Source organism: Pontibacter sp. LHS2 (assembly GCF_058932845.1).
In genome coordinates, this window is record NZ_JBZYWG010000001.1 from 433,536 (window position 1) to 446,990 (window position 13,455).

The following is a 13,455-nucleotide window of genomic DNA, read 5'->3' on the forward strand; positions in this document are numbered from 1 at the left end:
GTCCTGTCCCCAAAGACAGATTAGAGGATGCCATCGTTCCTAAACTAACAATTTAACAATTCCACCATCAACAATAAAACCCATGTATAAACCCACAGAACCCGGCACCTGGAAAGGCAGAGTAGACGCTTCGGACGGTGAGGAAGGAAAGCGCTGGCACCAAGGTATACAATTCCTCAATCTGAGTGATGAGGTGGAGTCTGCAGCGGCAGAACAGGCCATTGCGTTACTGGGTTTTTCCTGCGACGAAGGCGTGCGCCGCAACCAGGGAAGAGAAGGGGCTGTAGCGGGTCCGGCCGCTTTGCGGCAGGCCATGGCCTCGTTTGCATGGCATCTGGAAGATGATACGGCTCTGTTTGATGCAGGGGATGTGTACTGTACCAACCAGAACCTGGAGGAAGCGCAGAAACAGCTGGGCAAAAAGGTGCACGCTCTGCTTGCACATACCTATAAAACCATTGTGCTGGGCGGTGGGCACGAAACAGCCTATGGACATTACCTAGGTATAAAACAGTTGCTGCCGCAGGATAAGCAGCTTGGGGTCATCAACTTTGACGCCCACTTTGACCTGCGCAGCTATGAAAAACAACCTAGCTCGGGTTCTCCTTTCCTGCAGATAGCCGATGACCTGTTGGCCGATAACCGGGAATTCAATTACCTGTGCCTCGGTATACAGCAGTATGGCAATACCCAAAAGCTCTTCAATACGGCCAAGGACTATGGCGCTGATTACGTATTTGCACCCGCCATGCAGGTATACAACTATGAAGCCCTTCGAGAAAAACTGCAGCAGTTTATGGCACTGGTGGACGTGCTTTACGTGAGCATAGACCTGGATGTATTTGCCGCTGCCTACGCGCCGGGTGTAAGTGCACCGGCTGCACTGGGTATACATCCGGAAATTGCGCTGATATTACTGCAGGAGATCATCGGCAGTGGCAAAATGCTGGCATTAGATGTAGTAGAGCTGAACCCGGCACTTGATATCGATAACCGGACGGCAAAACTAGGTGCTTCACTGCTATACCATGTGGTGCAGCAATGGAGCCAGGTATAAGATGCCCTCATTTCATACCGTAAGCAAAAGCGCCCCGCCACAGAATCTGTAGCGGGGCGCTTTTGTTAGAAAATAATGTATTACCGACCGATTTTGAACTTCGTCCAATAGGTCGTGTCGGGGGTTATGACTTCTACCTGGTACGTATCCGGTCTTAATTTGCCCAGATCAAAGCGCCAGGCGGTTTCTTTCTTGGCTACGCTGACTGGCTTCTTGTAGACTATTTTACCAGCCTTGTTTTTTACTTCCAGCCGTGCGTTTTCAGTTAGCACCTGGTTGAAGTCCAGCACAAAGGTGCCTTTCTTAGTGGGGTTCAGAAAAATACCCGATAGTGTTTCCATGCGGGTAAGGGAGTCCGTTTTGGCTATTTCAAGTTGCTTTTGCTCTGCAGGTGGAAGCTGTGTTGAGCTTCTCTGCGCAGAAACACTGAAACCGGCCAATAACAGTGCACCAGCCAGCAGGTATGTTTGTTTCATCTTCATAATTTATCTCCAGTACGATACGTGTACGGAGTATATGCATAATCTGAGCCAGATTTTGTCAGATGGATGATGATTTTAAAAAAATCAGTGCAATTTTTTTAAAATGCGACCCGGTAAGCCACTACGCGGTTGTCATAAAAAGTCGGTATATAGAGCAGTCCTTGTTCTTCAGAATAGAAGATATCGGCTGTGTTCATTTTTCTGTTCTTCGTATCAAGTATCTTCCAGTTACGGCCATTGATATCTACATAGTAAATCTCCCCGTTCCAGTTCGATACCAAGGTACCATCTGTGCCAACCCGTGTTATTCCATCTGCTGATGGAATCTTATCAGTCCAGTCTGTGAAATCCTGTCTTTCAATATCCAGCAAGCGCACTTTGCCGGTATTGTTGGAAGCTACAATCAGGCGGTTGTTGTCATAGAGCAAACCGTTTGGTCGCTCACGCTTGGTATCCAGCCAATGGCTTACGCGGCCATTCCGGAACAGATATATAGCACCTCGCTGTGAATCTGATACATAAACGTTACCAGCATTGTCAACTGTCACGTCGTTGAGCATCTGTGCCTTATCAGCCTTGTGGCGGGCCAGCACGGCTCCTGTTTGAGTGGCGATGGCTACAATCTCGTCCATGTCCGCCACGTAAAGCACATTATTGTGCAAAGCCAATCCTTTAGGGTCATTTAGTCCTGAAACCCAGTACAGCTGTTCTATCTCGCCATTGGGGCTAAGGCGTGAAATAAAGCCGTCCCCGTCTTTACGGTCTTTGCTTACCTGATTGATATTGGAAACGTAGAGCACGTTGCGCTCACGGTCAAATATGACAGACTCTGGAGTGCGTAGAGAATTGTCAGTGGCCCAGGCTTCGGTAAGTGAAACAGGTGCTTTAGAAGAGAAAAGTCCGCCGCTACAGCTCTGAAGGGAGAAAGCTGTTAATAGGATCAAACTGAGGTAGGATAATGGTCGCATAGTAAATTGTTTTGTTTTACCCTACTACGCGATACAGCCATACCTGTTTTAGTCTGTCTCCAATCCCAGCTTTTGCATGGTGCGCAAACGGGACAGTTTGCCGGTAGCTGTTTCAGAGAAAGCCGGGCTGTAGTAAATGTCTTTGGGCATTTCGAATTTGCGCAGCAGGCCACGCATTTTATCCATAAGCTCTTGTTCTGTCGCTTCGGGAAGTTGATCACCTTCCAATATCAGAATCACTTTTTCACCCAACAGCTCGTCTGGTTGCGATGCTACAAAAAAGCGCGGAGGTGTCTCGAGATCTGCAAGGGCTTCTGAAACGGCCACTTCCACAACCTCTGTCTGAACTTTCACACCACCGGTGTTGATGGTGTTATCGGCACGGCCTATCCAGCGGAACCGGGTAGGCGTGAGGATCTCAACGATGTCATTGGTCACCAGCGTTTCGCTGTCGGTGATATCAGCCGTGATGGTAAGGCAGCCCCGATTATCCTGTCCTATCGTTACGCCATCAAGGGTTTCGTAGTAGTCAGCTGCGTCAGGACCATTGAGCAGGCGCAGGGCGATGTGCGAAGCTGTTTCGGTCATGCCATAGGTATGGTATACCGGCACCTGTAGTCCTTGTAGCTCACGCTGCAGCGTAAAACTAACCGGAGCACCACCGACTAAGATCGCCTTCATTTTATCCAGACGCTCGACGGCACCACCGTTTTCCTGCAAAATAGTTTGTAACTGCATGGGCACAAATGATGCGAAATGGTAGGTCTCATCCGCAGGCGTAAGCGTGAGCGGATTCCCCACCGGCTCCACAATTGTTATTTGCATATCGGTCAAGAGCCCGCGAACCAGCATCATCATGCCGGCAATATACTCCGTGTTAAGACACACCAGCATATGTTGCTGTGCTTTTAATCCCAGTAGCTTGACGGTGCGTCGTGCACTGATCTCCATCTGCTGGCGAGTCAGTGTGATCAACTTAGGAGTACCGGTAGAGCCGGACGTTTGAATTGGAAACTCCTGTACTCCGTTGAGCCAGTCACGGCAGAACTCGAGGGTTTTCGCCTCATAGCCGTTGAGGGGTATACTATTGCGGAAAGAGTAAGCTGCTATTTCGTCATAATAGAACTTATTGCCGTTCAGGGTCAGGAACCTTTGCGTCATGGGGTGTCTCTATGTTTGAAGCGAGAACAGCTTTAATACTGCCTCGCTACCTATTCATCATAATACTTTCCGGAGCCTGACGGGTATAGCCTTCAGCTCGTTTCATTGTTTGTCCTATACGCAGCTTGCAGGCTGCCCGGCCATAGCTTATGGGGTATGCATGGGTATAGCCGCCGTAAGTTTTGCTCAAAATTACGAGAATCAGGTATAAGACCTAAATAAGAGTAGGTATAATTTCAACGGAGGGGCACTGACACTATTCATTTTCTTAGCAGGCTCTTACAATTGACATGATCAGCTTCCAGACTTACTTGCTTGTCAGCCAATGTAATCTAGCTGAAAGCTAAACATTAAGGCTATAGATTGCCTGTTTTCCTTCTCTTGAAGTGAAGGAGATAACAAGGGGTTAGCAGCTTACCTGAAGCGTATGTCACGCGCTAATAAAGTATGTCTCTTTCTGGCCTACGGATCAGGTTGTCTACAGATAGACGACCAGAGCCTAGAATCAGAAATACTATCAGCAGAATCAGGACAATAACAGATGACCAGAGTTCGGTGTTCTCTGAGTAAAAACCCCGTTGCGGATTAATGAAAAACACGGCACCCAACAAAATGGGGATTTGAAAGAGGATAGCAATTCGTGTGATCAGGCCCATCGCGATAAGCAGACCACCTACCAGGTGTGCGAACGCCACATAATGCGCCATACCAAACGACACCCATTGAAACTGGCTGTTACGCATGATGCTCTGCAGAGCTGCCGTATCCTGGATAAACATGACACCTTTCACGAATAAAAAGATACCCAGCGCCATGCGCAAAAAGTCTACCCAAACCGGATGGTGTGCATCAGCCCAATGCTCGATCCGGTGCATGTCTTGCGTTAAGTTCATGGCTGTAAGATTTAAGGTTTAAAAAATTGGTATACAATTATTTAAACGAATTATCCAGTGTAATGGATGATAAAGTGGGGGATATGTGGTAGGTGTAGGGAGGTTTTCGCGTAGCAAGCAGATAAAGCACACCTGAGGTAAATTGCCCTTTAAATAGAAGGGCCCTCAACCTGAACTTCAACGCTATACCTTACAAAGCCTTCAGGAGGGCCTGCTTGTAGGCCGCAAACTCGGCTGCGTTACTTTTACTGTTTGTAAAGATTTCGAGTATTCCTGCGCCGGCAGTAGGAGCGAAGAAAGCAGCTAGGGCTTGCTCTAATTCTTCCAGCGACTGACAGGCGGTATATCTCAGGCCGAAGTCAAGGGCGGTATTGCGTGCGTCGAGTTGCTGGCGGGTTTCGAAGAATTCTTCTAATTCGGGCTGGCGTCGCGGGCCGTCAATTAATCGGAAAATGCCACCCGCGTGATTGTTGATGATGACAATACGCAGATTGGCGGGCAGGTAATTGTGCCAAAGACCGTTGCGATCGTAGAAGAAGGCCATATCACCGGTGAGCAGGGTGGTGATGCGTTTGCTGCTTAAGGCACAACCAACAGCGGTGCTGTTGCTGCCATCGATGCCGCTGGTGCCGCGGTTTGCGTATACCTGCACATCCTGTTCCGGCTGTAGGGACAATATATTGGCATAGCGCACAGCCATGCTATTGGCGAGGTGCAAATTGCTTTGCTGTGGCAAACTGTTTAGCACACGGCTGATAGCGGTCAATTCGCTGTAGGGAGCTGTGGAGGTGAAGTCCTTTAAGAATTGAGAAGCCTTGATCTCTATACCTGCCCAAGCCTTAATATAGCCAGAGTCTTCGCGGGTACTGCCAGCCATGCTGCGGAAAAAGCTAGCCGGGGAGCAGCGGATTATTTTGGTTAAAGATTGGAATGTGTCGGCTACGTGACCAGCAGGTTGTATGTGCCAGTGCGCCTTCGGTTTGTACTGACGCAGGTATAACTTTATACTTTTTGAGATAACCGATTTGCCAAAAGTGATCAGCAGATCCGGCTGTAAGGACAGCATCTTCTCTGGCTCCGGACAGGCCAGTATGGCATCGTGGTGACGTACCACACCACTTAGCTGCAATGTGTTACTGATGATGTCACCAACGGCCACAGCCCCTGTAGAGCCCATAAAAGTTTGAAGGGCTTGTAAGAGCTTAGGTTCATGATTTCCCTGCCCGGCCACGATCAATACCCGCTTATAATAGAGCATTTCCTGCTCCAATTTCAGGGCATGCATCGAATTTAAATCATATGCACTGTGGTCTTCGTCAATCACCTTCACATGGGAGTCAAACTGCAGTTTCTCGCCTTCGGCAGGGTAGAAGGGCTCCCGCAGCGGTATGTTTATGTGCACCGGTCCGGCGGGGTAAGCTATCGTTTCATTCAGCGCTTCAGACATCAGTCGCTCCGTGTGCCACACGGCATCTGGATGCTCCAATGCCACCGGAAAGTCAAAACTACGCTTGATGTGCTGTCCGTATACCTGTTGCTGTCTGATCGTCTGGCCATCCAGCTGGTCAATCCACTCTGGCGGTCGGTCGGCGGTGAGTACCAGCAAGGGCACCTGTAGAAAATAAGCTTCTGCCACAGCTGGTGCATAATTAAGCGCTGCCGTACCTGAAGTGCAAACCAGCACGGTCGGGTTCCCTGTTGTCTGGGCTATGCCGAGGGCAATGAAGGCCGCAGCCCGCTCATCACTCACGGTGCGTACTGTCAGCTTCGGATGCCGGGCAAAAGCAATGGTCAGTGGCGCACAACGTGACCCTGGAGACAAAACCACATTTTTCACTCCCTTACGGGCACAAATCTCGGCGATATTGACAACAGGCTGGAGAATCATAATGAGAGCTTTAGTGTATTGATGAATGAGAGATTAGTTGAATGATTGACTCAACTTGAATAAGGCTTCTGGTGAGGGTCAAGTAAATCTGACTGATGATTGTTTTTTTAATCCTCCATTTCTTGATTCACTCCAGCACGCATTCAAAAATTAAAAATCCGATAGAATTTTTCCCATCGTTTGCATTTTGTGCTGTGTTTCCTGCCATTCCTTTTCAGGGGAGGATTCGCCCGTGATGCCGGCTCCCGCATATAGTACGGCTTCTTTTTGCAATAGCTGCATGCAGCGTAGGTTAACAAACAAGTGTGTGCCGGCTTCGCTATTCACAGGACCTAAAAAGCCACTGTAATAGCTGCGTTCATACCCTTCGTGATCAAGTATAAAGCGCAGCGCTGGCTCTTTTGGCAAACCGCAAACGGCAGAGGTTGGGTGTAGTAGACGCAACATATCAGTACCCAAAGTCGGGAAGTCCACTTCCTTTAAATCCACCTTGAAGTCGGTGCGAAGATGCATCAGGTTGCCCGCTATCACAGTGCGTGGGCCCACTTCAGAGTACTCACGGAGACGCAGTTTTTTAAAACAGCTCAGGATATATCGCTCTACCATCCCTTGCTCTTCAATTTCTTTTTGTCGCCAAATGGCATTAGCCGTAGATCCGTCTTCGCAAAGCGGTTGCGTCCCTGCTAATGCGACCGTCTTAAATACTTGCTGCTGGTCCACACTTACCAATATCTCAGGAGAAGCCCCAAGCCAGGTACCTACATCAGGTATGGCTACCATTGAGACAAAGGCATTGGGATAGGCCGAAAGCATTTTCTCAAAGGCCTTGTGTAGACTGAAGGCATCAGAAAGGGGGGAAGAACTGCTTCGGGACAGCACAACCTTTTCCATAGATTCCGCCCGGATCATGTCCACGGCCAAACTTACGGCAGCTATAAAGGTCTCTTCATTGCGTTCGGAGTTGCGTGCTACGTTGGCAGGTATAGGCCAGGTAACTCTGGCTCCGTCCTCAAGCTGTGTTAATACCTCATTGAAAAGCTTGACCTGTTCAGTAGATGCATCAGGTGCGGTGCTAAGCTGCTTGCTAAGGGAGCTATAGGTTATATCAGCTTTCAGGAAGATATGGCCTTCAGATCCTTCCGTTACAAAAGGACAGAACAGGAATCCTGCCGGGCTGGGCTCCAACTCAGGTATAGCGGAGGTGGTCTGCGGAGCAAAGGAGATGCAGGCCTGTACTTCGGTTTGCAGCGGTAGTCGCCAAACAGCGATGGCCTGCTGTTGGCGCAATGCCACCGACAGCACTCGTTCTAAGGTATAGCCTTGTGTATTTGCTTCTGCCATGCCAGCTGCCTCCATCCCTTATTTCTTATCGATTATAGCCACGGTCATGCGGCTCAGGCAGATCAAATCGCCAGACTCGGAGGTGATTTTAATTTCCCATACCTGGGTGCTGCGGCCCTGGTGCAAAGCGCTGGCCTCACCATATACCCACCCTTCGCGCACGCTCCGGATGTGGTTGGCGTTGATCTCCAGCCCCACACATGCCTTCTGGCTCAGGTCTACTGAAAGTGCTGCACCAATGCTGCCCAGCGTTTCGGCCAGGGCGACAGAGGCACCACCATGCAGTAGGCCCATGGGCTGGTGGGTGCGGTGGTCCACTGGCATTTTAGCAATCAGTACGCCCTCTCTGTATGAGGTTAACTCGATGCCGAGGTGCTCCACCATCGTATTTTTACTCCACTCCTGCAGCTTTTCTAACGTAGAATCCATGTTGTATAGGCTTTGAATGCTAACTTCGCATTCTGGTATTAGTAAAGAGGCAAAAGTAGAAGAATTTTGAGTATTAAGAAAATATACCTGATCCGCCACGGACAGACCGATTTTAACCTGCAGGGCATCGTGCAGGGCAGCGGCGTGGACGCGTCGCTCAATGACCTGGGCCGCAGACAGGCAGCCGCATTCCTAAAGAAATATCAGGACATTCCCTTCGATAAGGTATACACCTCCACACTGCAGCGCAGCATACAGTCGGTGCAGGGCTTTATTGACAAAGGTATACCCCACGAGCGCCATGCCGGGCTGAACGAGATAAACTGGGGCACCAGGGAAGGCACCCGCATTACGCCCGAGGAAGATGCCTACTATCACCGCATGCTGCAGACCTGGAACGAGGGCGAGACCAGTCTGTGCATAGAAGGAGGGGAAAGCCCCGATCTGGTGGCGGCCCGGCAGAAACCTGTAGTGGATCTGATCTTAAGTCGGCCGGAAGAAGAAACGGTGCTGATCTGCATGCATGGCCGTGCGATGCGTATTTTGCTGAGTCAGCTGCTGCGCTACCCGCTGCGTTGCATGGATCAGTTTGAGCACCAGAATCTGTGCCTCTACCAGCTGGATTACACGGGTAGTATGTTTACCGTGAAGAAGTACTGTGACGTGGCCCATTTGCAGGATGTAGCGGTATAATTTAGCCTCCTGAACAAAATAGAAAGTATAGTTTGAATAAAATATTTTTAGGTCTAATTTTGGGCCTTATAGATTAGACGAAATAGGCGAACAAACAAGACGATAAATTATGGCTGAAGTGATACGAATGCCTAAGATGAGCGACACGATGACGGAGGGGGTGATTGCATCTTGGCTTAAAAAGGTAGGTGACAAGGTAAGCGCCGGCGATATTCTGGCCGAAGTGGAAACCGACAAGGCGACCATGGAGCTGGAATCCTACGAAGATGGTACCCTGTTGCACATTGGTCCGAAAAAGGGCGATTCTGTACCAGTAGATGCTGTAATAGCGATCATTGGCAAAGAAGGAGAGGATTTTTCTGATCTGTTGGACGGTGCCGGAAACGGTGAGAAGTCCGCAGCAAAAGAGGAGCCTAAAGAAGAGCCAAAGGCCGAGAAAAAAGAAGAAAAGAAAGAAGCGGCTCCCGCTAAAGCTGATGCTCCTGCCGCTAAAACTTCAGTGGATACATCTAACATCAAGGCCAATGTGATTCGCATGCCAAAGATGAGCGATACCATGACAGAAGGTGTGCTGGTAGCCTGGCTGAAAAAAGTAGGCGATAAGGTTAGCGCCGGTGACGTGCTGGCTGAAGTGGAGACCGACAAGGCTACCATGGAACTGGAGTCTTATGAAGACGGTACGCTGCTCTATACAGGTGTAAATGAAGGCGATTCTGTTCCGATTGATGCGGTTATTGCGATTATCGGTGAGGAAGGTGCTGACTATAAGACACTGTTAGAAGTTGAAGGTTCTGATAAGCAGGAACGCCAAGAAAACGCGCAGACGGATGAGGCGATTGAAGCCGGAGTTGACGAGGTAACTTCTGACAAAGTAGAGTCAGAGAAAGTGCCTGCCGGGGAGACCGAACAAGTTTCAGCCGATGGGAACGGCCGTATCAAGGCTTCTCCGCTTGCGAAGAAAGTAGCTAAAGATAAAGGCTTCAACCTGAGCCAGATCAAGGGTTCAGGTGAAGGTGGCCGTATCGTGCTGCGCGACGTGGAGAACTTTAAACCATCTGAAGCCGCACCACAGAAAGAAGCTGCCAAGGCTCCTGCCGCTGCTCCGGCTGCACAGGCTATACCTGGTGCACCGGCTGATTCATACGAAGAAGTGAACGTGTCGCAGATGCGCAAAGTGATTGCCCGCCGTTTGGCTGAGAGCAAGTTCACAGCACCGCACTTCTACCTGACCATGGAAATCGACATGGACAAGGCCATGGAAGCCCGTGTGTCCATTAATGAAGTGTCTCCGGTGAAGGTATCGTTTAACGACCTGGTGATCAAGGCGGCCGCTGCGGCGCTTCGTCAGCACCCTGCCGTGAACTCTTCGTGGCTGGGCGACAAGATCCGCTACAACAAGCACATCAATATCGGTGTGGCTGTGGCGGTAGAGGAAGGCCTGCTGGTACCAGTGGTACGCAACGCCGATTACAAGTCGCTGTCTGCCATCGCTGCTGAAGTGAAAGACCTGGGTGGCAAAGCCAAGAGCAAGAAACTGCAGCCGTCTGACTGGGAAGGCAATACCTTCACCATCTCTAACCTGGGTATGTTCGGCATCGAAGAGTTTACTGCCATCATCAACCCGCCTGATGCCTGCATCATGGCCGTTGGTGGCATCAAGCAGACACCAGTGGTGCGTGACGGTCAGATCAGGATCGGAAATGTCATGAAAGTGACGCTTAGCTGTGACCACCGCGTTGTGGACGGTGCTGTTGGTTCTGCTTTCCTGCAGACCTTCAAAAACCTGCTCGAGAACCCGGTGAGAATACTGGTATAAGCTTAGCTTAAACAATAACAGAGAAGCCTCTTCGGAAACGGAGAGGCTTTCTTATTTATAGGCCGCTGGTGTTATTTAGGATATTTTTATATATACCTGTTTTAAATAGCTACTTCGGCTTTAAGGAGTTACCTTGTGGAAGGTAAGAAAGTGCTATTCAGCAAATCATCAGGATTTAGGTGAAGATGCCATTTTTGTTTGCCATCACCAGTTCCAGATTTTCATTATATGAAATTCATTTATTTATTGAGTGCACTTGCACTGACATTCACTTTTGGCTGTAATAACCCACCACAAGAGGAGCAGGTAAAAGTTGTAGAAACTGAAACAGTCAAAGTTGTGGAAGTGGAAAAGCCTGCAGCAGCTCCGGTTACGAAAGTAGCTATCGAGAAAGAAAAGGGAACTTCTATTGAATTGGGCCCTGAAGGCGGTTCACTTAAAACGAAAAAAGTTGACATTAAAATAAACAACTAGTTTCAAGCAGTTGAGAAACAGAAGAAGCCAGACGATACGTCTGGCTTCTTCTGTTTAGTTGCTTTTGTATTTAGAACTTAGCGCCATCAAAGACTTTATCTGCTGCACTTTCAGTCAATAATCCAAATAATAGGTTTTAATCGTTACCTAATTCCCGGATTACCCTACAGGGATTGCCCGCTGCAAACACACCGGCAGGTATGTCCTTGGTAACCACACTTCCAGCCCCGATCACGCTGCGGTCGCCTATACTGACACCGGGGCAAATGACAGCGCTTCCACCTATCCATACGTCCTCTCCAATCGTGATTGGTTTAGCGAACTCCAGCCCGGAGGCTCGTTCCTGATGGTTCATCGGGTGTGTGGCGGTGTATACCTGCACGTTGGGGCCAAATAGGGTTCGGCTGCCGATGCGCACTTCTGCCACATCGAGCACCACACAGTTGAAATTGAAGAATACTTTATCGCCTACAACCATGTTATAGCCATAGTCGCAGTAGAAAGGAGGCTGCAGCCACAGGCCTTCCCCTGCGTTCGGGATCAGAGCTTTCAGGATACTATGGCGCTCTTCCTTCTGGTCTTCACGGCTATCGTTGAGTGCTTTGATCAGTAGCCGTGCCTGCAGACGTTCATCAGATAATTCCTTATCGAGTGGGTTGTACTGTTCCCCCGCCAGCATTTTCTCTTTCTCGGTTTTCATAGGCGGTTATACGGCAGCCACCGGTTTTGGCTAAACCGACGCCGCTTTGAACCACTCCCTTAGCAGGTCTTTGTTTATGTCCTGCAGGCTTTTGATTTTGATATGGCGCATGTCTTTACCGGTTCCTTCCAGTAGGCCAGCTTGATCATCCAGTTTGTCAAACTGAAAGAAACCCAGTGTGACATAAGCCTTAGCCGTTTTGAGGTAGGCAAAGTCCTTATCAGAACGAAACACAGGTCGGCTCCATTTAAACTCTTCTGTCACATGTGGCACAGTGTCGTGCACGAGTTGGCGCAGTGCTTCAAGGGTTTCCTTGTGCTTATCGGAGGTGTTGATGTAGTCGGTTACTTGTGGATGCATGGAATTTTGGGGTTTAGTGGAATTAGCCATAAAGTGGCGTAGCTGACTTATGGGTATGGTTAGCCACAGGTTTTCTTTAAATTTTATAAGCTACTTTTAGAGATGAATTGATTCTGTCTTCAAGCATTTCTATCAGTTCAGGCTCAAGATACTCGTATTCATCTTCTATGTGAAGTACTTCTATGGGAGGTAAATCCAAATTTCGATATGTTCCTGCAATTCTTGCACCCTGTCCTTGTTCCATTACATATATAATGTCAGCCCATAGTATATCCTTTTCTTTTATTTGCCTCTCACTTTTTGGGCTAAGCCCGACTGACCTGATCTTAAAGCGCATGTCATTTTTGAAGATGTACTCTGCTGTTCTGCTTCTTCTCTTGTTGCGTCCACAAACTACTAGTATATTAGGCTTTTCAGTCACAAAGGTTATTTTATTGTCTATTTATAGATTAACTAATGGCTAACGGTTCTGCTATAAGGTGGCGTAGCTAACTTATAGATCTTGTTGTGGTTTCGTTTTTATTTGGTATCTGACCTTATCCCCTTCGACATAAACGCCTTCAATATACCAGGTCAACAAGTCTCTGAAGGTCATATCTGTGACTTCTCTTTTTTCTGGAAATAAGGCTGGTTTAGCTATTTTGATTTTGTTTAATGTAAGTAGTTCTATCGTCTTCAATGGTAGCCAAACTGACAGGTTCAGTAAATTGACAAGGGCGGCACCAGATCCAAACAGTTCACCCTCAGAATAGAAGTGCTTGTCATATTCAAAGTTGTTGTGGTCCAGCTCAAATTTCTTTATAAACTTCACTAGCAAATCATAGTTGTCATCCCCATAAAGCCCAAGATCTTCAGCCACTTTCGTGTCAAGAGATCTTACTTTTTCCCAGGATTCTGACTCCAAAAAGCTCTTAATTGTGATGTAGGCGTGCCTAAGCTTCGAGAAATCTACTTGTTTGATTTGCCTTTCTTCCATAATTTAAATGTACCACAACTGTTGTATATACGGAAGCCTATACCGTATATCGGCACTATATTTAGAGCTTCTACTCTCCACTTAAACCGCTTTATTTTGACAGAAAGCAGCTTTTAAATGCTTTTGAGTAGAAATATTCCATTTAATCAATATAGCAAGTTATTCTGTAAGTGCCTTATTATTTGACAGAATATTTAACGTAATGGTTTATTAATAT

15 protein-coding genes are annotated in these 13,455 nt (G+C 48.2%); 4 read left to right on the plus strand and 11 right to left on the minus strand.

The features are described 5' to 3' along the window. Positions 1-82: 82 nt before the first annotated feature. Entirely contained in the window at positions 83-1,057 is a 975-nt protein-coding gene (gene hutG / locus AC5FX6_RS01845) for a formimidoylglutamase (protein WP_493595323.1), read from the plus strand. 80 nt (positions 1,058-1,137) lie between these two features. Here hutG and AC5FX6_RS01850 read toward each other — a convergent pair whose 3' ends face one another. From AC5FX6_RS01850 to AC5FX6_RS01880, 7 genes are all read right to left on the minus strand, one after another. Beyond that, complete coding sequence (locus tag AC5FX6_RS01850) at positions 1,138-1,533, minus strand: hypothetical protein (RefSeq protein ID WP_493595324.1); 396 nt, start codon at positions 1,531-1,533, stop codon at positions 1,138-1,140. Positions 1,534-1,637: 104 nt separating this feature from the next. Further along, on the minus strand, positions 1,638-2,507 hold the full coding sequence (locus AC5FX6_RS01855) for an SMP-30/gluconolactonase/LRE family protein (RefSeq protein WP_493595325.1): 870 nt from the start codon (positions 2,505-2,507) through the stop codon (positions 1,638-1,640). Between the two features lie 48 nt (positions 2,508-2,555). Then, positions 2,556-3,668, minus strand: coding sequence for an AMP-binding protein (locus tag AC5FX6_RS01860; RefSeq protein WP_493595326.1), 1,113 nt, complete (start codon positions 3,666-3,668; stop codon positions 2,556-2,558). A 437-nt stretch (positions 3,669-4,105) separates the two neighbouring features. After that, entirely contained in the window at positions 4,106-4,561 is a 456-nt protein-coding gene (locus tag AC5FX6_RS01865) for a DoxX family protein (protein ID WP_493595327.1), read from the minus strand. 190 nt (positions 4,562-4,751) lie between these two features. Further along, positions 4,752-6,449, minus strand: coding sequence for a 2-succinyl-5-enolpyruvyl-6-hydroxy-3-cyclohexene-1-carboxylic-acid synthase (gene menD / locus AC5FX6_RS01870; protein WP_493595328.1), 1,698 nt, complete (start codon positions 6,447-6,449; stop codon positions 4,752-4,754). 150 nt (positions 6,450-6,599) lie between these two features. Beyond that, entirely contained in the window at positions 6,600-7,790 is a 1,191-nt protein-coding gene (locus AC5FX6_RS01875; protein WP_493595329.1) for an isochorismate synthase, read from the minus strand. An 18-nt stretch (positions 7,791-7,808) separates the two neighbouring features. Next, positions 7,809-8,219 (minus strand): hotdog fold thioesterase, encoded by a 411-nt coding sequence (locus AC5FX6_RS01880; RefSeq protein ID WP_493595330.1) that lies wholly within the window; start codon positions 8,217-8,219, stop codon positions 7,809-7,811. A 66-nt stretch (positions 8,220-8,285) separates the two neighbouring features. Here AC5FX6_RS01880 and AC5FX6_RS01885 point away from each other — a divergent pair, with 66 nt between their 5' ends. The 3 genes from AC5FX6_RS01885 to AC5FX6_RS01895 all read left to right on the plus strand — a co-directional run bounded on the left by AC5FX6_RS01885 (position 8,286) and on the right by AC5FX6_RS01895 (position 11,202). Next, the gene (locus AC5FX6_RS01885) at positions 8,286-8,912 is read left to right on the plus strand and encodes a histidine phosphatase family protein (RefSeq protein WP_493595331.1); all 627 of its coding nucleotides are present in this window, start codon (positions 8,286-8,288) and stop codon (positions 8,910-8,912) included. A 109-nt stretch (positions 8,913-9,021) separates the two neighbouring features. Continuing rightward, positions 9,022-10,728: a pyruvate dehydrogenase complex dihydrolipoamide acetyltransferase gene (locus AC5FX6_RS01890; RefSeq protein ID WP_493595332.1), complete on the plus strand. Its 1,707-nt coding sequence runs from the start codon at positions 9,022-9,024 to the stop codon at positions 10,726-10,728. Positions 10,729-10,956: 228 nt separating this feature from the next. Beyond that, positions 10,957-11,202 (plus strand): hypothetical protein, encoded by a 246-nt coding sequence (locus tag AC5FX6_RS01895; RefSeq protein WP_493595333.1) that lies wholly within the window; start codon positions 10,957-10,959, stop codon positions 11,200-11,202. Between the two features lie 136 nt (positions 11,203-11,338). Here the strand turns inward: AC5FX6_RS01895 and AC5FX6_RS01900 are convergent, their stop codons facing one another. The 4 genes from AC5FX6_RS01900 to AC5FX6_RS01915 all read right to left on the minus strand — a co-directional run bounded on the left by AC5FX6_RS01900 (position 11,339) and on the right by AC5FX6_RS01915 (position 13,238). After that, the gene (locus AC5FX6_RS01900) at positions 11,339-11,902 is read right to left on the minus strand and encodes a sugar O-acetyltransferase (RefSeq protein ID WP_493595334.1); all 564 of its coding nucleotides are present in this window, start codon (positions 11,900-11,902) and stop codon (positions 11,339-11,341) included. Between the two features lie 30 nt (positions 11,903-11,932). Then, positions 11,933-12,262, minus strand: a complete 330-nt coding sequence (locus tag AC5FX6_RS01905) for a DUF1801 domain-containing protein (RefSeq protein ID WP_493595335.1) — start codon at positions 12,260-12,262, stop codon at positions 11,933-11,935. Between the two features lie 76 nt (positions 12,263-12,338). Further along, on the minus strand, positions 12,339-12,683 hold the full coding sequence (locus tag AC5FX6_RS01910; RefSeq protein WP_493595336.1) for a protein-tyrosine-phosphatase: 345 nt from the start codon (positions 12,681-12,683) through the stop codon (positions 12,339-12,341). Positions 12,684-12,755: 72 nt separating this feature from the next. Next, on the minus strand, positions 12,756-13,238 hold the full coding sequence (locus AC5FX6_RS01915; protein WP_493595337.1) for a DUF1493 family protein: 483 nt from the start codon (positions 13,236-13,238) through the stop codon (positions 12,756-12,758). Positions 13,239-13,455: the final 217 nt, after the last annotated feature.

Bases quoted from the DNA above. Each gene is read 5' to 3' on its own strand.
- hutG (WP_493595323.1), top strand. From the start codon at position 83: ATGTATAAACCCACAGAACCCGGCACCTGGAAAGGCAGAGTAGACGCT.
- AC5FX6_RS01850 (WP_493595324.1), bottom strand. From the start codon at position 1,533: ATGAAACAAACATACCTGCTGGCTGGTGCACTGTTATTGGCCGGTTTC.
- AC5FX6_RS01855 (WP_493595325.1), bottom strand. From the start codon at position 2,507: ATGCGACCATTATCCTACCTCAGTTTGATCCTATTAACAGCTTTCTCC.
- AC5FX6_RS01860 (WP_493595326.1), bottom strand. From the start codon at position 3,668: ATGACGCAAAGGTTCCTGACCCTGAACGGCAATAAGTTCTATTATGAC.
- AC5FX6_RS01865 (WP_493595327.1), bottom strand. From the start codon at position 4,561: ATGAACTTAACGCAAGACATGCACCGGATCGAGCATTGGGCTGATGCA.
- menD (WP_493595328.1), bottom strand. From the start codon at position 6,449: ATGATTCTCCAGCCTGTTGTCAATATCGCCGAGATTTGTGCCCGTAAG.
- AC5FX6_RS01875 (WP_493595329.1), bottom strand. From the start codon at position 7,790: ATGGCAGAAGCAAATACACAAGGCTATACCTTAGAACGAGTGCTGTCG.
- AC5FX6_RS01880 (WP_493595330.1), bottom strand. From the start codon at position 8,219: ATGGATTCTACGTTAGAAAAGCTGCAGGAGTGGAGTAAAAATACGATG.
- AC5FX6_RS01890 (WP_493595332.1), top strand. From the start codon at position 9,022: ATGGCTGAAGTGATACGAATGCCTAAGATGAGCGACACGATGACGGAG.
- AC5FX6_RS01895 (WP_493595333.1), top strand. From the start codon at position 10,957: ATGAAATTCATTTATTTATTGAGTGCACTTGCACTGACATTCACTTTT.
- AC5FX6_RS01900 (WP_493595334.1), bottom strand. From the start codon at position 11,902: ATGAAAACCGAGAAAGAGAAAATGCTGGCGGGGGAACAGTACAACCCA.
- AC5FX6_RS01905 (WP_493595335.1), bottom strand. From the start codon at position 12,262: ATGCATCCACAAGTAACCGACTACATCAACACCTCCGATAAGCACAAG.
- AC5FX6_RS01915 (WP_493595337.1), bottom strand. From the start codon at position 13,238: ATGGAAGAAAGGCAAATCAAACAAGTAGATTTCTCGAAGCTTAGGCAC.